This window comes from Pseudomonas sp. 5Ae-yellow (assembly GCF_014077575.1).
In the GTDB taxonomy this organism is placed as follows: Bacteria; Pseudomonadota; Gammaproteobacteria; order Pseudomonadales; family Pseudomonadaceae; genus Halopseudomonas; species Halopseudomonas neustonica.
This window is the reverse complement of sequence record NZ_JACGWE010000005.1, coordinates 89,976-112,024: the sequence shown is the minus strand read 5'-3', so window position 1 is coordinate 112,024 and position 22,049 is coordinate 89,976. Positions and strand designations below refer to the sequence as shown.

Here is a 22,049-nt window from a genome sequence, read left to right as displayed (position 1 = left end):
GATGCTTGATGCCGCGCAGCTGGCCGCGCTGGCCCGTATCGCGCTGGGCCATGTCACACGTGAGTACCCACATAGCGAACCTATGCGCCTGCAATCGGCGGCAGACCTGTTGCCGCCCAGCCAGCTGCATCCGGTGTTTTATGGCAGTTATGACTGGCACTCCTGTGTACACAGCTATTGGCTGCTGGCGCGCATTCGACGACTACAGCCTGAGCTGGCCGAAGCCATCGCTATTGAGGCGCTGTTTGATCAGCAACTGACTCAAGCGAAGCTGGAGCGGGAGTTGGCGTTTTTTCAACAACCCCAAAAGGCAAGCTTTGAGCGCCCTTATGGCTGGGCCTGGTTACTCAAACTGCAGGCTGAGCTGAGTGCCGACAAAGCAGCTTGGGCTAGTGCATTACAACCGCTTGCTGCGCATCTGGCACAACGTCTGTGCGACTACCTGCCGCGCCTGAGCGCGCCGATCCGCAGCGGCGCGCACAACAACACCGCCTTTGCCTTGCTGCTCGCACTCGACTACGCCGAGTCCTGTGGGCATGCCGCGCTAAGCGCGCAGATCATACATAGTGCGCAGGCGTTTTATCGTGACGATCGCGATTGCCAGGCGTGGGAGCCCGGCGGCGAAGACTTTCTCTCACCCGCGCTGCAGGAAGCAGCGCTGATGCAACGTGTGCTGCCCAAAACGGAGTTCCAGCGGTGGTTTAGCGAGTTTCTACCGCGACTGGAGCAGGGCCAGCCTGCTAGCCTGTTGACGCCAGTCCAGAGTCGCGACCGCAGCGATGGCAAGCTGGCGCACCTGGATGGACTCAACCTCAGCCGCGCCTGGTGTCTGCAGGCACTGGCAACCGCCCAACCAGCCACCCTGCAAAAGCGCATGCAAGCCAGCGCAGCGGCTCATCTGCAAGCCAGCCTGCCGCATATCGACGGCGACTATATGGGCGAGCACTGGCTCGCCACCTTTGCCCTGCTGGCGTTACAGACGGCGCATTAACGTAGCTTGGTTTCACGCAGTCTGAGCATGAACTCCGGCGCGCCAAAGCTATCGGCGCACGCCTGCGCCCAATACTTCTTGAACACGGGCAACTCGGCACGCCCATCCAGCAATGCGCCCGGCTCCAGGAACTGAAACAGCTCACCGTAAGGCTGCACCTCATACTTGTTGACGCGACGCATGATGTGCTCCGGTCCCAACTCGCGCGGGTGACTCAAACCGGCGGCTTCCAGCAGATTGGCCAAGGCGGCCACCGTGTTGCGATGGAAGTGATAAACCCGCTCGCTTTTGTCCGCCACGTCCAGCTTGCCGCCGCGGCTCGGGTCCTGTGTTGCCACGCCGCTAGGGCATTTATCGTTATGGCAACTCAAGCTTTGAATACAGCCCAGCGAGAACATGAAGCCACGCGCACCGTTGCACCAGTCTGCACCGAGGGCCAGCGTGCGGGCGATGTTGAAGGCGCTGGTAATTTTACCCGCAGCACCCAGCGCAATATCCTCACGCAGGTTGGCGCCGACCAGGGTGTTATGCACCAGCAGCAAGGCATCGGTCATGGGCATGCCCAGGCGATTTATGAACTCCAGCGGCGCGGCGCCGGTGCCGCCTTCGCCCCCATCCACCACGATAAAGTCTGGCCGTTCACCGGTTTCCAGCATGGCCTTGGCAATCCCGAACCATTCCCAGGGGTGCCCGATGGCCAGCTTGAACCCGACCGGCTTGCCGCCTGACAGTTCGCGTAGTTGGGCAATGAAGGCCATCAACTCCAGCGGCGTATGAAAGGCAGAGTGCGCGGCCGGTGAGACCACATCCTCACCTACGGCGACACCGCGAGCCGCAGCGATTTCTGCGGTCACCTTGGCGGCGGGAAGAATACCGCCGTGCCCCGGCTTGGCACCCTGCGACAGCTTGATCTCGATCATTTTCACCTGATCAAGCTGCGCGTTACGAGCGAAGCGATCGGGATCAAAGCTGCCATCGGGTTTGCGGCAGCCAAAGTAGCCAGAGCCGATCTCCCACACCAGATCGCCGCCGGGCTCGCGGTGGTAACGCGAGATCGAGCCTTCGCCGGTATCATGATAGAAACCGCCTTTCTTAGCGCCGCTATTGAGCGCCAAAATCGCGTTAGCCGACAGTGAACCAAAGCTCATGGCCGAGATATTGAACACACTCACATCGTAGGGTTTAAGTGTTTTCGGGTGACTGCCCACCGGAATGCGAAAGTCCTTATCAATAATATCCACCGGCGCCAGCGAATGATTCATCCACTCGTAACCCTCGGCGTTCATGGGAATCAGTGAGCCAAAGGGCTTCTTGTCGAGAATATTCTTGGCGCGCTGATAAACGATGTTGCGCTGCTCACGCGAGAACGGCAGTTCATCGGTATCGGACTGGATAAAGTATTGCCGTAACTCAGGCCCGATCGACTCGAGCAAATAACGGAAGTGCGCCACTACCGGGTAGTTACGACTGATAGTGCGGCGCTTTTGCAGCACATCCCAGGTACCCATCAGCGCCAGCAAAGACAGCGGCACGGCAGCCAATAGCCACAGCAGTGAAACGAAGCTAAGCCCGAGGCTGATCAGCGCGCCGATCAGGCAAAACAGATAGGGAACATAACGCAGCGCTGACGCTGGTAATTGCATACAGCCATCCTTTGTCGATAAGGCAGGGGGATATTCGAGTCATAGCATATCCTCCCCGCCCCTATACGACCAATGCCGCCGGGTCAGCGCGCACAGGCCGCCGCAATACAGGGAGAGACAAACAAGCCGCCCCGCCAGGCCCCCCTCAAGGTGCGAGTCGCCACCATCAACCACATGAGCGCCAGCAGAATCACCAGTGCGACCCCCATCTTATTGAAAAACCCGAGTTGCAATACGCTGCCGAGCTTGAGTGTGGCCAGGGCGTATACGCCCACTGGGAAGGTAAATCCCCACCATCCAAGGTTGAAGGGAACCCCATGACGGAAATAACGGATGGTGATTAATAATGCCAATAGCAGCCACCATAAACCCAAACCCCAGAGCAAAAGTCCGCCAATAACGCCCACCCCCTGCGCGACCATGCCGACTGTTTCCATACCGCGTGCGGCCAATACGCTAGCCGCGTCGGCGCCCAGCACCAGCAGACCCAATGCTCCAGTACCAATGGGGCCGAGTGACAGCAGGCTGGACGCCGCCATATTCTGATGCGGTAATTTGTGTACCGCCATGCGCAATAGCAGGATGACCAGAATACTCAGGGCCACTGGCACCGAATAGGCCCAGAGGACATAACTGACAATCAGCACCTGGTATGCCTGTTCGCCCGCCAGATAAGGTATCAGCAGCCCCCCGCTAACGGCAGCAACCTCAGCTGCGACAACAGGGAGAAGCCAAACGGCCGTCATCTGATCAATGCTGTGCTCCTGATGCGTAAACATCAGGTAAGGAATGCTGACGCCGCAGATGAGCGCAAGCGCGACGTCGAACCACCACAGCGGCAGCGCCACTGCGACCAGTTGCTCCCCCCAGTAAGGCACACCGAAGGCCAGCACCCCATTGATAATAGTCGCCAATCCCATGGGAATGGTGCCAAAAAACATCGAGACGGTAGCGTGGCCGAACACTCGCTTGGCTTCATGGAAGAAGAACAGCCAGCGCGCTGCGTACAAAAGCATGAACAGGCAGAAGAGGCCGATATTGATTAACCAAAGGGTGCGCCCCACCAGTTGCATGCCGGGTAAGGGTAACTGCGGCAAAGCCAGCGCCAAAATGCCGGTTCCCATAGTGACGGCGAACCAGTTTGGCGTGAACTGCCGTATCACCTCACGCGGGTGCTCCAACTGACGTAAAGGGCGTATTTGCAGCAAGCCGCTGCTCGCTAATCTGGCAAACATGAGATGAGCTCCGATTAAATTCCATTTAATTATATAGCCCTCTCATATCGATATAAGCGAGTAATACACGTTACGTATATCGGATTTACCGATCATTATCGTCAACCACGCTGCCTGCGCAGACTGGCATCCTTTGTGCTTCAATCAATACAAAAAGTAGAGCCAGAGTTTGACCATGAAGCCGCTTGCCACCACATGCCAGGCACCCGACCAACGCCTGATCAGCCTGCAAAGTACCTGCCTGATTGCCCTGTGCTTTCGGGAGCAGGCCTTGGCAGTTGCGCCTCTGCTGGAACAAACCGGTCTCAGCCTGAGCGATCTGGAAACACCCACCCGGCTGATCACGCCAGAGCAGGAGCAACAAGTATTCGCCAATGCCGCGCGTGTGAGCGCCAGTCCGCTCTTGGCGCTGCAGCTGGGGCAGCGCATGCGCGTATCGGCCTACGGGCAGCTCGGCTACGCAATGCTCTCGGCGCCTACGCTGGGCGAGGCGCTAAATGTCATGCTGGCTTTCCCAGTGCTACTCGGCAGCTATTTCAGACTCTCATTAGAGCCACTGAGCAGCGGTCTTATCGCCCTGCGCGCAGATCAGTACCATGAAAACCCGGCATTACAGCTATTCAACATCGAGCTGTGCCTGTCGTCTATCAAAGCCATGTTGGACGACGCACTGGGGCAACCGCTGGCCCTTACTGCGGTGCACCTGAGTACGCCACAACCTGCGCACAGCGCCGATTATGAGCGCTACTTTGGCACCTGCACGGTAACTAGTGCACAAGCAGCAGAGCGCCTGGTATTTGACTGCGCCGCACTGCAAGCAAGCCTGCCACTGGCCGATCCGGTAACTCATTTCGAGGCACGGCGCCAATGCCAGGCGGCTCAGGACAACTTCAGCACTCACGCACTCTCACCGCTGGTCAGCCACCTCTGTGCACAGCTGGAGCAACAGCTGGAAGCACCGCCCAGCCTGACCCAGCTGGCCGAGCAACTGCACTGCACTACGCGTACCCTGCGCCGCCACCTGCAGAAGGCGGGCTGCGGCTATCAGCAGCTGCTCGACCGGCTGCGTTTTCAGCGCGCAAAACTGCTGCTCAACCGCCAACAATTACCCATTTACGCTATCGCTGAGGAACTGGGGTTCAGCGAAACGGCCAGTTTCCGTCACGCCTTTTTGCGCTGGTCCGGTACCACACCACGTGCCTGGCGACAGGGACAAACGCTCGGCGAGACTAACCTCTAAGGTCCACAACCGTTAATAGCAAAACGGTCACCCCCCCTGTCCGTTTCAATCCCTTTTATGTCCATCTGCACTATTTCAACCTGCGTGTCTGAACGCCATGATCGGTACCAAGGCTGGCCAGTAGCCGCAACCGTCACCCCATCAAGGATTCATCATGCAGACTTTCTACAGCGAAGATCATCGCCTGCATCACGCCAACGCAGAACTGAACGAAGGGCAACTGATGCCCTGCTTTGAAATGCCTTCACGCGCTGACATGGTGCTGGCGCAGGTCAAACGAACCGAATTGGGGCCTATCAGCGCGCCGCTGGATTATGGCATTGAACCCATCAAGCGAATCCACGATGCCAACTTTGTCGATTTCATTCAGACCGCCTGGCCGCGCTGGAACGCATTGGGCCGGGAACATGACATGCTGCCGCTGGCATGGCCTATGCGCCGAATGCCCATGCGCTGCCCCGACGATATTGACGGCCAACTCGGTTACTACAGCTTCGATGCAGGCGCGCCGCTCACAGCCAACAGCTGGCAGGCGATCTACAGTAGTGCCCAGGTGGCACTCAGCGCTCAGGCCCATATCGCTGCCGGCGCGCACAGCGCTTTTGCCTTGTGCCGCCCGCCCGGGCACCACGCCGGCATCGATTATATGGGCGGCTATTGCTATCTGAACAACGCCGCTATCGCCGCTCAAGCCATGCTGGATCAAGGCGCGCGCCGAGTCGCTATTCTTGACGTCGACTTCCACCACGGCAACGGCACCCAGGACATGTTCTATCAGCGGGCCGATGTGCTGTTCACTTCGATTCACGGTGACCCACGCAACGAATATCCGTGCTTTTCGGGCTATGCCGACGAACGTGGCGAAGGCGTCGGCCTGGGCTACAACCTCAACTACCCGTTGCCTGCCGGCAGCAACTGGGACGCTTGGTCTCGGGCGCTGAATGACGCCTTGCGGCAGATTGCTGGCTTTGGTGCCGATTATCTGGTGGTTTCGCTAGGTGTAGATACCTACCTCGCCGACCCAATTTCCAGCTTTAAACTCGACAGCCCGGACTACCTGACCATGGGCGAAATGATCGCCAAACTGGGACTGCCAACACTGTTTGTTATGGAGGGCGGCTACGCCGTAGAAGAGATCGGTATCAATGCCGTCAATGTACTCACCGCTTTCGACGCTACCGTCACAGCTCAGGGAGAAGTCCAATGAAACCCATCAACATGGCACGAAAACTGGGGCTCGTTGCCCCACTGGCAGCGCTATCCTTTAGCGCGATGGCCGCTGACGAGGTCAAACTCAATACTGGTTTGACTACACCCCACAGTCGGTATTGGACGGTTTTCAGACTGAAACCGGCATTGCCCCCACGCTGGACACCTTCGATTCCAACGAGGTGCTGGAAGCAAAACTGCTGTCAGGCCGCTCCGGTTACGATGTTGTAGTACCCAGTGACAGCTTCCTGGCCAAACAACGCCAGGCCGGCGCCTTTCAGGCGCTGGACAAGAGCCTGCTACCCAACCTTGGCAACCTCAATCCCGATTTGCTGAAAGTATTAGAAGCCAGCGATCCCGATAATCAATATGCAGTGCCCTACATGTGGGGCACCAACGGCATCGGTTTCAATATCGACAAGGTACGTGAGGTCATGGGCGAGGACGCCCCGGTTGACTCCTGGTCGCTGGTATTCGAGCCGGAGAATATGAAGAAGTTGTCTGAGTGCGGCGTTGCCTTCCTCGACTCTCCGTCCGAGATACTTCCCGGCGCCCTGCACTATCTGGGGCTGGACCCGAACAGCACGCGCGCCGAGGATTATGAAGCGGCAACCGCCTTGATGAGCAAGATCCAGCCCTACGTGCGCTACTTCAACTCGTCACGCTTTCTGAACGATCTGGCCAATGGCGAGATCTGCGTCGCCGTGGCTTGGTCTGGCAGTATTCTGCAGGCTGATTCGCGCGCCAAGGAAGCGAATAACGGCGTCCACCTGGACTATCGCATTCCCAAGGAGGGCGCTCAGGTCTGGTTTGACCTGATGGCCATACCCAAAGACGCGCCCAACCCAGCCGCAGCGCACGCTTTCATCAACTACATTCTCAAACCAGAAGTCGCAGCCGAAATCAGCAACGTAGTTGGCTATGCCAATCCCAACGCGGCGGCCACACCACTGGTCAAGGAGAGCTTGCGTAACAACCCCGGCGCCTACCCACCACCTGAGGTGCAGGAACGCCTGTTTACGCTCAAGCCGCTGCCGATGGCTGCCGAGCGGATTCGTACCCGTGCCTGGAACCGCATCAAGACAGGACAATAAGTCTTGCTGTTATCTGCCACGCATTAACAGAAAACCCGCAGCGATGCGGGTTTTCTGTTTCAGCACAACACCTGAAGCGGCGCGTTACATCCCCATCGGCTTGACGCCAATCAGTACGCCATGCAGATAGAAGGCAAAGGCTGCCCAGGCAACCAGACCAACTATGACCGCCAGCGCATCCATCGCCGGCTTGCCTTTGCCGTAACTGACGCCGACCAGGCGATCGCGCTTGCGTGATACCACAAACAAGGCCACGGCCCAGGCCAGAAAGCCGCCAAACAACAACAGGTCAGCCAGCGCGCCATTGGCTAGCAGGTGGGCCAACGCCCAGAATTTCACCCCCAGTAACATCGGATGACCGACCCGAGCCTTCATGCAGGTGCCCGGGATGTAGGTTGCGGCCAGCAGGATAAATGCAGGAATGGTCAGCAGCGCGGCCAGGTGGCGCGTCCAGACCGGTGACACCCACAACTCGGGCGAATCCAGCCGCGCTTGGCCGTAGCCGTAAATGATCAACACAAGACCCACGATGGACGCCAGTGCATAGATCCCCTTCCAGGCCATCAGGCCCTTGGCAGCAATCTGCTTGGCGCGCCATTCAGGAGCAAACAGGCGCGTGGAGTGCACGCCCAGAAATAGTATCAGGCCGAGGATCAGCAACAGCATGCGAGAGTCCTTCTATAGATAAAATCACGGAGTGGCAGCGGTATCTTCCGCTGTCCAGGTCAGCCACGCCTATGCGCGTAGTCAGAGAAGACAATGCACCAGTGCGGCCTTGCAGGCAACAGCCGCGAGAGTAGCCGCCGTTGCCCCGGGTTGCTTACTGCAGCCGCGCAGTCAGTGCATCGCCGGACTCAGCCTTGAGTATCAATGCGCCGGTATCACTTACCGCAAAGCTGCTGACGTTTTCCAGTGCCTGCAGAAAACGCGACTCCTGCTGACCCATCGCCCCAACACAGGCCATGCGCGTGGTGACCAGTTGGCTTACCGTTAGCCTGTTGCCAGCTACAGCGTAGGCGCCAGCGTAGTTGTTACAAGAGGCCCGTCCCGACACCCGCCCATCATTACCGAAGTTAAGCGTCACCCGCGAGCGATCGATAATCCCGCCCTGATTGATGTCTTCCACCACCCATTCACCCGCCTGCAACAGCAGTGCGCCAGCTGGCTCACACTCGGGATAGGACTGCCCCTTGATCACCAACATCCCCTTGTCACCCTTTGACCAATAGCTGGTTGAACGGTCGCCCGGCACTTCGTACTTGGCGCCAGAGCCAGAGCGCACTTGCTCAAGCACATACTTGTCACTGCCGGCCTCGAGCGTCATCTGATCGCCGCTGAATACCGTGCGCACCGGTAGCGACCCGCAGCTCATGATGGCAACGACAGGTTCAGCCCCGCGCGGTGGCGGTGGCGCAGATCCAGAAGGGCGCTGCGAGCTGGCACAGGCTGTCAGTAATACCAAGGAGCCCAGCAGGGCCGTTGTTAAAGCGGGGCGAAAACGCATCAAACATCTCCTTTGCGAGTAACATCATCAGGGCTTAGAGTAGCTATTCCCTACTCCGAGCGCTGTCTTGAGAGAGCATTCAGGGCAAATAAATCTGCCCTTCCAGGTAAAGTACGGCCAAACCACTGACCTGCACATGGTCCTCCTGCACAACACAGTCCAGCCGCCCACCGCGGCTTGAAGCCTGGATGGCCAGCAACTCGGTTTTACCCAAGCGCTCGGCCCAGTAAGGCGCCAACCCGGCATGGATGGAGCCGGTGACCATGTCCTCCAGTCCGCCATTGCTAGGCCAAAAGTAACGCGAGACACAATCAGACCGATCACCCGGCGCCGTAACCACCACATCGCGCGGCCCCAGCAACATGAGTTGCTCAGGGTCAGGTTGCACCTCTAAAACGCTGCGCTCATCGTCATAGACGGCAAACCAGGCTTGTCGATTGACCAACACCTGCACCGGCGGCAGGGAGAGCCCGGCCAACAGCGCCGCAGGCACCTCGGTTACAGGCTCTGGCTCAAGCCGCGGGAAGCGCATGCTAATACGCCCATCGGCCTCACGACTGACTTTTAAATCACCCACGGCGGGAGCGCTGAAAATGACAGTATCCAGTTCAGGCTGCTGGCGGAACAGTACAAAGGCACTGGCCAAGGTGGCATGACCGCAGAAGTCGACTTCGCACAACGGCGAAAACCAGCGAATGGCATGCCGCCCGTGATCACCCGCGACAATGAAAGCGGTCTCGGACAGGTTATTTTCCTCGGCAATGGACTGCATCAACTCCGCCGAAAGCCAATACTGCAGAGGTACCACAGCAGCGTAGTTACCCTTGAACAGGGTGTCGGTGAAAGCGTCTACCTGGTAGATCGGCAGCTGCATGACCAGCTCCTTGAATAAAAAACGCTAGCCTAACGCAATCGCTTTGACGCTATGCGATACAGTTTGCAACCCACTAAACACAACAGCCCACAGGCTCAGAACCGAGACCCCTCCGTTTGCAGAAAGGCTGCCTCATCGGCCGTAGTCGGGCGCACGAGGATACTGTTGCGGTGTGGATAACGGCCAAAGCGCTCGATAATACGCTTATGCTTGAGCTCGGAGCGCAGGTTGTCCTGCATACCCGGCGCGCTAAACAGCTTGACCGCCTGCTCATGCATTCGCAGTGACTCGCTATGCATAAAGGGCATGTACATAAAGGCACGCAAGGTGACGGGCAGCTGCTGGTCGGAACCGCCAGCAATGGCCTCCTGCGCCAGCACCAATGCCATCCCGTCACTGGCAAAGGCACGCGGGGTATCGCGCCAGATGTTGCGCGAGAACTGATCGAGCACGATAATTTCCGCCAGTCGGCCGAGCGGCGTACCCCGCCAGTTAACCAACTCTGCTCGTTCCGCTCGCTCATGCAGCGAGCCAAAACGCTCTTTGATAAAGCGATCCAGCCCGGGATCCTTACGCCACCACTGTATTGGTCTGAGTTCGGTAAACCAGAACTGCAGCACCTCATCAACTGCCGACACCCAAAGCTCCTCTTGCCTAGTATGCGATTGTCGAAGTCGCGCCCGACATATAGGGGTCAGATCGATCAAATCCGGATCGGTTCCACGCGTGGTCGCCGCACTTAGCCGACGCAGGGACCTCGCCAGTGCATTGCGCCCATGACTTGACGAGCCCTATCAATCAGGCTCAGCCGTAAAGCCGCGACACACCGCCGCGAGCTTATTCCCGTCCGGGTCGCGCACATAAGCACTGAAAAAGTCCGGATTGTACTGGGGACGCAATGCCGGCTCGCCTTCATCACTACCGCCATTTGCGAGTGCGGCCGCGTGAAAGTCTCTTACCTGCTCCCAGCTATTTGCTTTGAACGCAACCATAGTCCCGTTGCCCACAGTCGGCGGCTTAGCATTGAACGGCTCACAGAGCCAAAGCGCCAATTCCTTCTCACCCTGGTTCTCATAAAACCCCCAGCCAGCCCAGCCCTGCCAGTCGTCTTCCTCTCCGGGGGTGGCGCAGCGCTGAATGCCCAACGCACCCATGACAGGATCGTAAAATCGGATACTGCGTTGCAAGTCACTGGTACCCAAAGTCATATAAGAAAACATGCCGCCACTCTCGCGCCTGAAGCAATAAAGAGTCAGCATAACCGCCCGGCAATCGGAAGGCATTATTTAGACATCAATGCATTACTTCGCTATCATTGCGCGCCGCTGAGCAATCAGCCCATCACTACGCCCAATAGACAGCCGCCTGTTTATCGGCGCTTTTAAGCGTTAAATCTAGGTATTATCCGCTTAATTTAGTCAGTTTCATGCGCACGCGCGATTTGTAACACTGGCGTGACAAAATACTTCGCTCTAAAAATACGTTGAATACAAACTATGTCCAATTCCAATATCCTGGCTATCGCCACCCCTGAGAGCGCGTCTTTCGACGCCAACGACTTCAGCCACCAGCGCTTTAAGGTGTTCACCGCCAAGCAGCTGAATCAGATATCCCAGCTACAAAAGCTCAGCCCAGACCAGCGTTTTGAGATGCAGGTAGTCGCCAGCGTGCTGCCATTCCGCGTTAACCAGTACGTGATCGATGAACTGATCAACTGGCAGAATGTACCCAATGATCCTATTTTTCAGCTGACCTTTCCGCAGCGCGGCATGCTCAAGCCTGAGCACTACGACCGCGTGGCCGATGCCCTGACCAGCGGCGCGGACCAGCCAACGCTAAAGCACATCATCAGAGAGGTGCGTGGCGAGCTGAATCCCCATCCCGCAGGCCAACTTGAACACAATATCCCCAAGATTGACGGCGAAGTGGTTGAGGGCCTGCAACACAAGTACCGGGAAACAGTCCTGTTCTTCCCCAGCTCTGGTCAGGTGTGCCACAGCTATTGCACCTTCTGCTTTCGCTGGGCGCAATTCGTCGGTGACAAGGACCTGAAGATAGCTGCGCGCGAGTCGACGCAGCTGCAGGACTATCTGCGCGAACATCCAGAAGTAACTGACATACTGGTCACCGGCGGCGACCCGTTGGTTATGAAGACGCGTAACCTGCGCGCCTATCTCGAACCGCTGCTGAGCGACGAGTTCGCCCACGTGCGTACCATCCGCATTGGCTCCAAAGCACTGACATTCTGGCCACAACGGGTGGTGACCGATGATGACGCTGAGGACCTGTTGGCGTTATTCCGCGAGATCCAGGCCGCCGGCAAGCACCTGGCGCTAATGGCTCACTACAACCATTGGCAGGAACTGGAGCCCGAGATCGCGCGCGAAGCCATTCGCCGCGTACGCGCAACCGGCGCGCAGATTCGCGCCCAGGGTCCGCTGCTGGCGCACATCAACGACAGCGCCGAGGTCTGGGCGCGGCTATGGCAGACCCAGGTCGAGCTGGGCATCATTCCGTACTACATGTTTATCGAGCGTGATACCGGTGCCCGCCACTACTTTGAAGTGCCATTGATCAAAGCCTGGCAGATCTACCGTGACGCTATGCAGAATGTCTCGGGCATTGCCCGCACCGCTCGCGGCCCTTCCATGAGTTCACATCCGGGCAAGGTCGAGATCCAGGGTGTTGCCGAGATCCATGGCGAGAAAGTGATTGCCCTGCGCATGATTCAGGGGCGCAACCCGGATTGGGTTCAACGCCCCTTCTTTGCCAAGTATAACGAAGAAGCAACCTGGCTTAACCACCTTGAACCAGCGTTCGGAGAAGAGAAATTCTTTTTCGATGATTGAACACGAGGCCCGCCACCTGGCGGGCACTGCTTTCTCTTCGAGCGCGCACCTTGGTAAGAGTGATTGCCAATCTAGTCCGATAGCGGTAACTGTATCCAGAGCGCAAAAAAGCCCAGAAAAACCCAAAAGCCGCAGAACAACCAAGGGGAACGCTTGGAAAACGCCAAGGATTTGCGCTGCCCACTGAAGGTCGACTCCCAATCCGAAAATAACGGAAATTCATCATAAGCCTGGCCAAAAGCGGATTCGTGCTGCAGCAAACCACTCTGCTTGGCATACCAATGATCAATAATGTCGCAGGCAGCCTTTATCCCGGGCCAGGCACTGAACGAGCTGAGAATACCGAAAACCGCGAGCGTGGGAGGCACCACTAGAGTAAACAGCTCACCCCAATGGGGGTTGCTGTTGGCCATGCAGGAAGCGTAGGCAATAACCAGAAAGGACTGCGCCGTTAGATACGCATTGGTGCGGTTGGCCAGGTTACCCGTCTCATTAAATATCTCGCGCCGGTAGAAATCCAGGCGCTCCTTGGGCGTCGTGAGCATTTGCAGCGCCGGGTCAGACTGCGGTGGCTCAGGCTTGTGTGGATGAATGATCATGTCCGTCCTCGTCGCATCCCTAACACTAATGTGAAAAACCAAACTGCCTTTAGTTCCTGGTAGCAATACGAACGAGAGACGGTGCTGCAAGCGGACCCACAACAAAAAAGGCGCTGCCCCTTGCAGAGCAGCGCCCCTATACAGCAGCGATCAATCAGTAAGGACAGTTACCACGATATTCTGAAATGCTGAAGTCCGACTCATGGTTTGGTCCGCACAGGAACTGATTGTAGCGGCCGTCTTCATCCAGATGCAGCTTCATCCAGGATACACCCAAGCGCCCCAGCACATCGTTATTGATCCCGCCGCCATTAGCGCAGAAGTGACTACCGTTATTGATCTCAACGAACGCCTTATCGATGCTCGATGGCAGTGCATTGTAGAACGGCGAAGCGTGAAGTCCGACCGGCGCAACAACGTCGGACTCACAAGCAAAGATCATGGTTGGTGCTTCAGCACGGCGCGCATAGTAGCTGCTGGTATCCCATGGTGCGAGCGGAATGGCTGCTTTGATGCGGCCCTGGCTGGCTACGCGAATAGTACCACCGCCACCCATCGACCAACCGATCACACCCAAACGACTGGTATCGATCATGCCCTGAACTGGGCTGCCGTTATCGCTGTTCTGATCAACCAGATAGTCCAACGCGGCATTAATCTGTGTGGCACGGCTCGGCGGTTGATCAAAGCCGGTGTTAGTGTCGATCGTCATCACGACAAAGCCGTAGGACGCCAACTTCGGCCCCCACCATTCAATGGAAGACTCGGCAGAGACATAACCCGGAATAACCACGATGGCCGCCATGGTGCCGCTAACGTCCTCGGGGTAATGAATGGTACCGCCACCAAAGCCGCCTACCAGACTGGAGACCCGCTCGGTATCAACGGTGTATTGACCGCGTGCGGCCTCCAAGAAACTCACGGTCGGATCAGGGCCACGCTGATAGCCAGAGCCGTTACCAGGGTCAGTCGGCTCTCCTGGCGGTGGATTGGTTGCCATCGCGGCCGAGGACATCATCAGCGCGCCAGTGGCCAAGAGAGCAAACAGGGTGTTGCACTTTTTCTTCATCATTTATTGAGTCTCCGTGAAGCATTATTGTTTTAACTACGGATGCTGGCACGCCTTAAAACAGGGGCCATCGCAAGGGATAAAGCTGCCTCGGGACAAATACTACAGATGACTCAAGTCGATTCAATTCGCCCATGCGGGTGAAAAACAACATATCAGGGATGATGGTTCACTTGACCGGGCGATAGGAAGAACAGGGGATTGTCCAAGGTTATGATGGCGCGATTGACCTCGGTTAGTAGTCGCGCATCGACAGCCATAGAGTCGCATATACAAAAAACCCCGCCCGGAAGACCGGGGCGGGGTTTTTCTTTGGTCTGTTTTCAGACCAGGCTATCAGCCTTTGCTGGCGCGCTTGCGCTCGTTCTCGTTCAAGAACTTTTTACGCAGACGGATCGACTTGGGCGTTACTTCTACCAGCTCGTCGTCGTCGATAAACTCCAGCGCCTGCTCCAGGGTGAAACGAACCGGTGGGACCAGCGCGATAACTTCATCCTTGCCGGAGGCACGCATGTTGTCGAGCTTCTTGCCCTTGGTGGGGTTGATCACCAGATCGTTGTCACGGCTGTTGATACCGGCCAACTGACCTTCATAAATTTCCTGGCCTGGCTCAAGGAACAACTTACCGCGGCTTTGCAGTGTTTCCAGCGAGTAAGTCAGTGCCTTACCGGTGGCCATGGAGACCAGAACGCCGTTCTGGCGCTGACCCACGTCACCCAGCTTGACCGGACCATAGTGACTGAAAGTACTGGTCATGATGCCGGAACCAGAGGTCATGGTCAGGAAAGTGTTACGGAAACCGATCAAACCACGTGCTGGAATGTTGTACTCCAGACGGATACGACCCTTGCCATCCGGAACCATGTTGGACAGATCACCCTTACGCAGACCCATCTGTTCCATGATCGGACCCTGATGCTGGTCTTCGATGTCGATGATGACATTTTCATAGGGCTCATGCTTTTCGCCGTCAACTTCCTTGACCACAACTTCTGGACGAGAAATGCCCAGCTCAAAGCCTTCGCGACGCATGGTTTCGATCAGTACCGACAGGTGCAACTCACCACGACCTGATACCTTGAACTTATCAGCGCTATCGCCTTCTTCAACGCGCAGTGCCACGTTGTGCAGCAGTTCCTTTTCCAGACGCTCCTTGATGTTGCGGCTGGTTACGAACTTGCCTTCTTTACCGGCGAACGGCGAGTCATTAACTTGGAAAGTCATGCTCACGGTGGGCTCGTCAACGGTCAGCGCAGGCATGGCTTCGACATTCTGCTGATCGCACAGGGTGTCGGAGATGAACAGCGGATCAAAGCCGCTGATGCAGATAATGTCACCCGCCTGGGCATCGTCAACCTCGACACGCTGCAAACCATGGTGACCCATGATCTTCAGAATACGGCCGTTGCGCTTTTTGCCGCTGGCGTCGATAGAGGTAACCGGGCTATTTGCCTTGATCTTGCCGCGACGAATGCGGCCAATGCCGATCACACCCAGGAAGCTATTGTAGTCCAGGGCCGAAATCTGCATCTGGAAAGGACCATCCAAATCGACGTCTGGCGGTGGCACGCGGTCAACAACGGTCTGGAACAGCGGGGTCAAATCTTCCGACATTTCCTCTGGATCCATACCGGCAATACCGTTGATTGCGGAGGCATAAACAAAAGGAAAATCCAACTGCTCGTCGGTGGCACCCAGGCTGTCAAACAGGTCGAAAACTTGGTCGATAACCCAATCAGGACGCGCGCCTGGGCGGTCAATCTTGTTGACTACAACGATGGGACGCAAGCCAGCCTGGAAGGCTTTCTGGGTTACAAAGCGGGTTTGCGGCATGGGGCCGTCAACCGCGTCGACCAGCAGCAGTACTGAGTCAACCATGGACATGACACGCTCAACCTCGCCACCGAAATCGGCGTGGCCAGGGGTGTCAACGATGTTGATGTGGTAACCGTTCCAATTAATGGCGGTGTTTTTCGCCAGGATGGTAATGCCGCGTTCCTTTTCCTGGTCGTTGGAGTCCATGATGCGCTCAGACTCCAACTCCTTGCGGTCCAGCGTACCGGACTGGCGGAGAAGGGCGTCAACCAGGGTAGTTTTACCGTGGTCAACGTGGGCGATAATGGCGATATTACGAAGATTCTCGATCACTTTGAACGTCCTGGATGGCGCGGCACTTGAGCCGGCTAACTGGAAAAAAGAGGTGGGCATTATACAGACCCAAGCATGACAGTGTATGTTTTTTGCACGCCCAAGCCCAATTGCACTGCATTAACGGGCATAAAAACCGCCAGACGGCCTGTTATTGCCGCCCTGACAGGCCTAACTTTTGGGCAAACGAAGAACCCGCACATTGCCGTAACCGGCATCGAGCAGATACTGCGCATGGAGCTGACTCATTACACCCTTCTCACAATACAGCAGGAAGGCACGAGATGCGTCCAGTGTCGTAAATGCACTGTTGAGACGATAAAAAGGTATCTGCTGTACCTCTACCCCAGGCAACTGCAAGGGCCTTAACTCCTGCTCGTCCGGGTGGCGGATGTCCAGCACCACTTGCCCGGCCAGTGCGCTGCTGACCACCTCAACCTCGGCACCGCCCGCCATCACCTGATCAAGCTCACTACAATCGGTATAGGTTGCGCCAGCTAACGCCCGATTCAGCACCTCAAAGTCAAAACACGCCTCGACCTCTTCTACTTTAGCCACGGTGGTACGAATCGCCGGGCCCACCGAAATAACACCGCAGTACTCCGGCATGCTGCTGGAGAAATCCAGGGTACCGATCTGACGCGCCGTATCAATGATGTCACCCTTGCTGGTGGTAATCAGGGGGCGAATCACAAAACGCTCAGCCGCCTTATCAATTACGCTGAGATTGGGTAGCGTCTGGCTTGCGACTTGCGCGATGGCCTCCCCTGTCACCAGCGCATCGATATCCAGCCGACCCGCCACGCGGTCGGCGGCACGTAACATCATGCGTTTGAGCACGACGCCCATTTGGCTGTTCTCTACATTCTGCAGAATTTCTGCCACCACACCCTCGAAGGGCACACTGACAAAACGCAGTCGATGGCTCGCCGCGTAGCGCTGCCATAAATAGTGCGCGACCTGGCGAACACCCAATTCGTGCGCACGACCACCCAGATTGAAAAATACAAAGTGCGGCAATAACCCGCGCTGCAGCATCTGGTAGCTGGCTACGGTGGAGTCAAATCCGCCCGAAAGCAGGCTCAAAACCGGCTCCATGGTGCCCAGCGGGAAGCCACCCATGCCCGGGTGACGAGCCTGAATCAGGAATACCCGCTGACTGCGAATCTCAATTTGGACAACAACCTCGGGCTGCTTCATCGACACGCCAGCTGCGCCGCAACGCCGCTGCAGCTCGCCACCCACTTTGATCGCCACATCCTGTGAGCTGAAATCATGTTGGCCGACCCGCTTGCAGCGCACGGAAAACACCTTGCCTTGCAGCTGCTCACCGACGGCAGTGACGCATAGATCTGCCAGCTCATCCAGCGTGCCCAGCGGGTACTCGTGCACTTCCAGAAAATGCGCGATACCCGGTGTATTTTTCAGCCGAGCAATACACAACTGCTGCAGCTGTCGATCACTGCCAAGGTTTATCTCCAGGCTATCCCAGCTGCCGGTAACCCGCGCTTCAGGATCAATATCGGCCAGCAGAAGCTTCAGATTGCCCTTGAGTTGCGCCACAAAGCGCTTGCGGACTTGGCGGGTCTTGATGGTAATTTCAGGGAAGAATTTGATGATGAGTTTCATAGGAGTGGTGTAAGGTGCGCAAAGCCGCGCATTATACCTTAGAGTGGTTGCGCGGCGCGCGAACGATCAACAAGCGGCGCGCACTATAAGCGTGCACAATCCCGTTAGGCTGCACTTATTAGGTGCGCTATTATGGTGCGTACTGGCGATTTTTTGAGCAAAGCCCACTGAAACAGGGCCTTTCGAGCTATGCTCCGAAATGGCACACCTTTTGCTCACTTGTAATGCAACCGACGTGCGGACCCGATCCGCTCAAATTAAAGAGGCGCCAGGCCAGATGCCTGGCAAATGATTCCTTTTGGAGGAAACCATGTCGAAAGCGATGGATCTGATCAAAGAGTATGACGTGAAGTGGGTAGACCTGCGCTTCACCGATACTAAAGGCAAGCAGCAGCACGTCACTATGCCTGCTCGTGATGTCAACGACGACTTCTTCGAAGAAGGCAAGATGTTCGACGGCTCCTCGATTGCCGGGTGGAAAGGTATCGAAGCTTCCGACATGATCCTCATGCCCGATGACAGCACCGCGGTTATGGACCCCTTCACCGAAGAGCCTACCTTGATTCTGGTTTGCGACATCATCGAGCCTTCTACCATGCAGGGCTATGAGCGCGACCCACGCGGCATCGCCAAGCGTTGCGAAGAGTATCTGAAGTCCACCGGCATTGGTGACACTGTATTTGTTGGCCCCGAGCCTGAGTTCTTCGTTTTTGACGAAGTGAAGTTCAAGTCCGACATCTCCGGTTCCATGTTCAAAATCTTCTCTGAGCAGGCTTCCTGGAATACCGACGGCGACTTCGAAACTGGCAACAAGGGCCACCGCCCTGGCGTCAAAGGTGGTTACTTCCCGGTTCCTCCGGTCGATCACGATCACGAAGTCCGTACTGCCATGTGTAATGCCATGGAAGAAATGGGCCTGACCATCGAAGTTCACCACCACGAAGTGGCGACTGCCGGTCAGAACGAGATCGGCGTACTGTTCAACACCCTGGTAGCCAAGGGCGATGAAGTACAAACGCTGAAGTACTGTGTACACAACGTTGCTGATGCCTTCGGCAAAACCGCTACCTTCATGCCCAAGCCTCTGTATGGCGACAACGGCTCCGGTATGCACGTACACATGTCCATCTCCAAAGACGGCAAGAACACCTTTGCTGGCGAAGGCTATTCCGGCCTGTCCGACACTGCCCTGTTCTTCATCGGCGGTATCATCAAGCACGGTAAAGCGCTGAACGCGTTCACCAACCCGTCCACCAACAGCTACAAGCGTCTGGTCCCAGGCTTTGAAGCTCCGGTAATGCTGGCGTACTCCGCTCGCAACCGTTCTGCTTCCATCCGTATTCCTTACGTTTCCAGCCCGAAAGCGCGCCGCATTGAAGCACGCTTCCCTGATCCAGCTGCTAACCCTTACCTGTGCTTCGCGGCACTGTTGATGGCTGGCCTGGACGGTATCCAGAACAAGATCCACCCTGGCGATGCTGCCGACAAGAACCTGTATGATCTGCCGCCGGAAGAAGCCGACCAGATCCCACAAGTTTGCGGCAGCCTGAAAGAGGCCCTGGAGTCTCTGGACGCAGATCGCGAGTTCCTGACCAAGGGCGATGTCTTCACCAATGACTTCATCGATGCTTACATGGAGCTCAAGCACGCCGAAGAAATCAAGGTACGCACCTTCGTTCACCCGCTGGAATACGATCTGTATTACAGCTGCTGAACCTGGCGCAAGCCTGGCAGTCAAAGAAGGGTGCCCCTATGGGCGCCCTTTTTTATGCTTGCCATACTGCTCCCATGGGTGAAAAACCGGAGCAGCATACGGCGACACGTGGCGATCTCGACGCCATCAGGCTATAAAGAAGACTGCATGGATGGGCTAGAGCGCCCCAGGAGAGAAAGTGATGTCCAAGAAATCAGTTATGGCACTGTCCGTACTCTTACTAGGCGGCATGAGCGCCGGCGCTGGTGCGAGCGAGATTTACACCTGGACAGATGCACAAGGCAATCGCATCTACTCAGACCAACCCAATCCCAACTCCACCAAGATTGAAGTTGGTCCGACCAATAGTATTGAGCCGCCCAAGCCTATTCCCGCATTTAACGAAGCAAGCAATGGCGCCAACAACCAAAGTAACGCCAATATTACCGGCGGCTATCGCAGCCTTAAGGTCACCAGTCCAGCCAACGATAGTGCAGTTCGCGCCAACGACGGCAATATCACACTGTCGGTCACCATCGACCCGCCGCTGCGCAGTGGAAACCTTCTTCGAGCGCAGGTTGATGGCAATCTGAACGAGCAAGCGATTGCCGGTAGCGGCCAACCCAATGCGACATTAACCTTGCCCAACCTGGACCGAGGCACCCACGAAATCAGTGCTGTCATCATGGATACCAAAGGCCAGGTTATCCTCAGCAGCGACCCGGTTACTCTGCATGTTCAGCGCACTTCGCTGAACCAGCCTGGCCGCGTCGGCAATCCAAACCAGGCCCCTACTGCGCCAGCCGCACCGCGCGCACCAAACGTGCCCGGCCCTACCACCGGAAACTGACCTACCTGCAACGGCGCGGTCAACGTCCAGAACCGCGCCAGCATAAGGCACCGTTTTGGTGCATACTCCCACCAAGAGCTCCCATTCGTGCGCCATCGTTTGGCGTGTGGATTACTGCCCGCTGTCGGTGTGCCACTATAAAGCCTACTTTCTTCACCGTATAACGCTAGCATCGCCAGCATCCAGTGCCCTATTTACAAGGCATGCAGCCCCTACTGCTGCTTGCTGGAACGCTGCGCAACAGAAACGAGCAAAAGAATATGCATAGCATTAGGTCTACGCCCTGAATTGGTTCGCTTCTTGCATTTCTCTGCCCAAACCATGGATATAGTTATGCTGCCTGATCGATTTCTACGCCAAATTTTGGACAACCTGACCACAGCCGTGCTGCTGCTTGATGCAGACTTGCGCCTGAGTTTCATGAACCCAGCAGCAGAGATGTTATTGGCCGTTAGTGGTCAGCGAGTATTCCAGCAGCCCGTAAGCGAGCTTTTTACTGATACTGCTGCGGCACTGGAGTCCCTACGCAACGCTGTTGAAAACGCTCACCCCTTTACCAAACGTGAAGCGCAGCTGAATCTGAGCAACGGCAGAAGCATGATGGTCGATTACTCAGTCACCCCCATCATGGCAGCCAATCGCAGCTGGCTGCTGATTGAGCTTTATCCGCGCGACCGTTTGCTACGTATCACCAAGGAAGAAGCTCAGCTATCCAAGCAGGAAGTCACCAAGGTACTGGTACGCGGCCTGGCACATGAGATCAAAAATCCGCTGGGCGGCATTCGCGGCGCGGCGCAACTACTGGCCCGGGAACTGCCGGAAGAGTCACTCAAGGATTACACCGACGTTATCATTGAGGAGGCTGATCGACTGCGTAACCTGGTTGATAGCATGCTCGGCCCTTATCGCCCGCCAGCTCTGCACCCGATCAACATCCACGAAATTACCGAGCGCGTCTGCAGCCTGATCGAAGCTGAAACCCAGGGCGTCCTGCAACTAAAGCGTGATTATGATCCCAGCATTCCGGACATCCTTGCCGATCGCGAACAACTGATTCAGGCACTGCTGAATATTGTGCGCAACGCCATGCAGGCGATAGCCGAACACCGCCCGCTGGAACAGGGCTGCATTACCCTGCGCACTCGCGCGCTGCGCCAATTTACCATTGGCCAAACACGCTACCGCCTGGTGTGCAGACTGGAAGTGATCGATAACGGCCCCGGCATTCCGTCTGACATCGTCGAAAGTATTTTTTATCCCATGGTCAGCGGCCGGGCTGAAGGTACTGGACTGGGACTGTCGATCACCCAGAACATAATTGGCCAGCACCAGGGCTTGATCGAGTGTGACAGCGAGCCCGGCTGTACGACCTTCACCCTGTTCCTGCCGCTGGAAAAGGAAGGGGGCGACTGACATGTCATG

At 56.7% G+C, this 22,049-nt stretch carries 18 protein-coding genes and 1 pseudogene; 8 read left to right on the top strand and 11 right to left on the bottom strand.

The window, feature by feature from the left end; genetic code table 11:
- Position 1: 1 nt before the first annotated feature.
- On the top strand, positions 2-991 hold the full coding sequence (locus H4J77_RS05190; RefSeq protein WP_182247348.1) for a DUF2891 domain-containing protein: 990 nt from the start codon (positions 2-4) through the stop codon (positions 989-991).
- On the opposite strand, the gene H4J77_RS05185 is transcribed toward H4J77_RS05190, so the two are convergent.
- Together H4J77_RS05185 and H4J77_RS05180 are read right to left on the bottom strand one after the other, a co-directional pair.
- Positions 988-2,634: an FMN-binding glutamate synthase family protein gene (locus tag H4J77_RS05185; RefSeq protein ID WP_182247346.1), complete on the bottom strand. Its 1,647-nt coding sequence runs from the start codon at positions 2,632-2,634 to the stop codon at positions 988-990. The two genes, H4J77_RS05190 and H4J77_RS05185, sit on opposite strands and share 4 nt — an antisense overlap.
- A gap of 83 nt (positions 2,635-2,717) precedes the next feature.
- On the bottom strand, positions 2,718-3,869 hold the full coding sequence (locus H4J77_RS05180) for a TDT family transporter (protein WP_182247344.1): 1,152 nt from the start codon (positions 3,867-3,869) through the stop codon (positions 2,718-2,720).
- Positions 3,870-4,044: 175 nt separating this feature from the next.
- Between H4J77_RS05180 and H4J77_RS05175 the strand changes: the two genes are divergently transcribed.
- The 3 genes and pseudogenes from H4J77_RS05175 to H4J77_RS05165 all read left to right on the top strand — a co-directional run bounded on the left by H4J77_RS05175 (position 4,045) and on the right by H4J77_RS05165 (position 7,412).
- Positions 4,045-5,109 (top strand): AraC family transcriptional regulator, encoded by a 1,065-nt coding sequence (locus tag H4J77_RS05175; RefSeq protein ID WP_182247342.1) that lies wholly within the window; start codon positions 4,045-4,047, stop codon positions 5,107-5,109.
- A gap of 154 nt (positions 5,110-5,263) precedes the next feature.
- The gene (locus tag H4J77_RS05170) at positions 5,264-6,316 is read left to right on the top strand and encodes a histone deacetylase family protein (RefSeq protein ID WP_182247340.1); all 1,053 of its coding nucleotides are present in this window, start codon (positions 5,264-5,266) and stop codon (positions 6,314-6,316) included.
- 5 nt (positions 6,317-6,321) lie between these two features.
- Positions 6,322-7,412: pseudogene (locus H4J77_RS05165) on the top strand (polyamine ABC transporter substrate-binding protein).
- 84 nt (positions 7,413-7,496) lie between these two features.
- Here the strand turns inward: H4J77_RS05165 and H4J77_RS05160 are convergent.
- From H4J77_RS05160 to H4J77_RS05140, 5 genes are all read right to left on the bottom strand, one after another.
- Complete coding sequence (locus tag H4J77_RS05160; protein ID WP_182247338.1) at positions 7,497-8,078, bottom strand: NnrU family protein; 582 nt, start codon at positions 8,076-8,078, stop codon at positions 7,497-7,499.
- 154 nt (positions 8,079-8,232) lie between these two features.
- Positions 8,233-8,916, bottom strand: coding sequence for an META domain-containing protein (locus tag H4J77_RS05155; protein WP_182247336.1), 684 nt, complete (start codon positions 8,914-8,916; stop codon positions 8,233-8,235).
- A gap of 79 nt (positions 8,917-8,995) precedes the next feature.
- A complete protein-coding gene (locus tag H4J77_RS05150) occupies positions 8,996-9,778 on the bottom strand; it encodes a PhzF family phenazine biosynthesis protein (RefSeq protein ID WP_310734942.1) in 783 nt (260 codons plus the stop codon).
- A 107-nt stretch (positions 9,779-9,885) separates the two neighbouring features.
- Entirely contained in the window at positions 9,886-10,428 is a 543-nt protein-coding gene (locus tag H4J77_RS05145; RefSeq protein WP_182247332.1) for a DUF924 family protein, read from the bottom strand.
- Positions 10,429-10,584: 156 nt separating this feature from the next.
- The gene (locus H4J77_RS05140; RefSeq protein ID WP_123888248.1) at positions 10,585-11,010 is read right to left on the bottom strand and encodes a VOC family protein; all 426 of its coding nucleotides are present in this window, start codon (positions 11,008-11,010) and stop codon (positions 10,585-10,587) included.
- Positions 11,011-11,286: 276 nt separating this feature from the next.
- On the opposite strand from H4J77_RS05140, the gene H4J77_RS05135 reads away from it, so the two are divergent.
- Positions 11,287-12,639 (top strand): KamA family radical SAM protein, encoded by a 1,353-nt coding sequence (locus tag H4J77_RS05135; protein WP_259364733.1) that lies wholly within the window; start codon positions 11,287-11,289, stop codon positions 12,637-12,639.
- 71 nt (positions 12,640-12,710) lie between these two features.
- Here H4J77_RS05135 and H4J77_RS05130 read toward each other — a convergent pair whose 3' ends face one another.
- The 4 genes from H4J77_RS05130 to thiI form a co-directional block, all read right to left on the bottom strand.
- On the bottom strand, positions 12,711-13,184 hold the full coding sequence (locus tag H4J77_RS05130) for a hypothetical protein (RefSeq protein WP_404940754.1): 474 nt from the start codon (positions 13,182-13,184) through the stop codon (positions 12,711-12,713).
- Between the two features lie 208 nt (positions 13,185-13,392).
- Positions 13,393-14,310 carry a dienelactone hydrolase family protein gene (locus H4J77_RS05125; RefSeq protein ID WP_182247328.1) on the bottom strand — a complete coding sequence of 306 codons (918 nt, stop codon included), beginning with the start codon at positions 14,308-14,310 and terminating at the stop codon, positions 13,393-13,395.
- A gap of 333 nt (positions 14,311-14,643) precedes the next feature.
- Positions 14,644-16,455 carry a translational GTPase TypA gene (gene typA, locus H4J77_RS05120; RefSeq protein ID WP_182247326.1) on the bottom strand — a complete coding sequence of 604 codons (1,812 nt, stop codon included), beginning with the start codon at positions 16,453-16,455 and terminating at the stop codon, positions 14,644-14,646.
- Positions 16,456-16,626: 171 nt separating this feature from the next.
- On the bottom strand, positions 16,627-18,084 hold the full coding sequence (gene thiI, locus H4J77_RS05115) for a tRNA uracil 4-sulfurtransferase ThiI (protein WP_182247324.1): 1,458 nt from the start codon (positions 18,082-18,084) through the stop codon (positions 16,627-16,629).
- A 310-nt stretch (positions 18,085-18,394) separates the two neighbouring features.
- Here thiI and glnA point away from each other — a divergent pair, with 310 nt between their 5' ends.
- The 3 genes from glnA (at position 18,395) to glnL (ending at position 22,040) form a co-directional block, all read left to right on the top strand.
- The gene (gene glnA / locus H4J77_RS05110) at positions 18,395-19,798 is read left to right on the top strand and encodes a glutamate--ammonia ligase (RefSeq protein ID WP_182247322.1); all 1,404 of its coding nucleotides are present in this window, start codon (positions 18,395-18,397) and stop codon (positions 19,796-19,798) included.
- A 181-nt stretch (positions 19,799-19,979) separates the two neighbouring features.
- The gene (locus H4J77_RS05105) at positions 19,980-20,627 is read left to right on the top strand and encodes a DUF4124 domain-containing protein (RefSeq protein ID WP_182247320.1); all 648 of its coding nucleotides are present in this window, start codon (positions 19,980-19,982) and stop codon (positions 20,625-20,627) included.
- 333 nt (positions 20,628-20,960) lie between these two features.
- The gene (gene glnL / locus H4J77_RS05100; protein ID WP_182247318.1) at positions 20,961-22,040 is read left to right on the top strand and encodes a nitrogen regulation protein NR(II); all 1,080 of its coding nucleotides are present in this window, start codon (positions 20,961-20,963) and stop codon (positions 22,038-22,040) included.
- Positions 22,041-22,049 lie beyond the last annotated feature (9 nt).

Excerpts from the sequence above, each read along its gene's own strand:
- glnL (WP_182247318.1), top strand. The coding sequence starts at position 20,961 with ATGCTGCCTGATCGATTTCTACGCCAAATTTTGGACAACCTGACCACA.
- H4J77_RS05190 (WP_182247348.1), top strand. The coding sequence starts at position 2 with ATGCTTGATGCCGCGCAGCTGGCCGCGCTGGCCCGTATCGCGCTGGGC.
- thiI (WP_182247324.1), bottom strand. The coding sequence starts at position 18,084 with ATGAAACTCATCATCAAATTCTTCCCTGAAATTACCATCAAGACCCGC.
- glnA (WP_182247322.1), top strand. The coding sequence starts at position 18,395 with ATGTCGAAAGCGATGGATCTGATCAAAGAGTATGACGTGAAGTGGGTA.
- H4J77_RS05135 (WP_259364733.1), top strand. The coding sequence starts at position 11,287 with ATGTCCAATTCCAATATCCTGGCTATCGCCACCCCTGAGAGCGCGTCT.
- H4J77_RS05140 (WP_123888248.1), bottom strand. The coding sequence starts at position 11,010 with ATGTTTTCTTATATGACTTTGGGTACCAGTGACTTGCAACGCAGTATC.
- H4J77_RS05105 (WP_182247320.1), top strand. The coding sequence starts at position 19,980 with ATGTCCAAGAAATCAGTTATGGCACTGTCCGTACTCTTACTAGGCGGC.
- H4J77_RS05175 (WP_182247342.1), top strand. The coding sequence starts at position 4,045 with ATGAAGCCGCTTGCCACCACATGCCAGGCACCCGACCAACGCCTGATC.
- H4J77_RS05180 (WP_182247344.1), bottom strand. The coding sequence starts at position 3,869 with ATGTTTGCCAGATTAGCGAGCAGCGGCTTGCTGCAAATACGCCCTTTA.
- H4J77_RS05125 (WP_182247328.1), bottom strand. The coding sequence starts at position 14,310 with ATGATGAAGAAAAAGTGCAACACCCTGTTTGCTCTCTTGGCCACTGGC.
- H4J77_RS05185 (WP_182247346.1), bottom strand. The coding sequence starts at position 2,634 with ATGCAATTACCAGCGTCAGCGCTGCGTTATGTTCCCTATCTGTTTTGC.
- H4J77_RS05170 (WP_182247340.1), top strand. The coding sequence starts at position 5,264 with ATGCAGACTTTCTACAGCGAAGATCATCGCCTGCATCACGCCAACGCA.
- H4J77_RS05160 (WP_182247338.1), bottom strand. The coding sequence starts at position 8,078 with ATGCTGTTGCTGATCCTCGGCCTGATACTATTTCTGGGCGTGCACTCC.
- H4J77_RS05155 (WP_182247336.1), bottom strand. The coding sequence starts at position 8,916 with ATGCGTTTTCGCCCCGCTTTAACAACGGCCCTGCTGGGCTCCTTGGTA.
- H4J77_RS05130 (WP_404940754.1), bottom strand. The coding sequence starts at position 13,184 with ATGCTCACGACGCCCAAGGAGCGCCTGGATTTCTACCGGCGCGAGATA.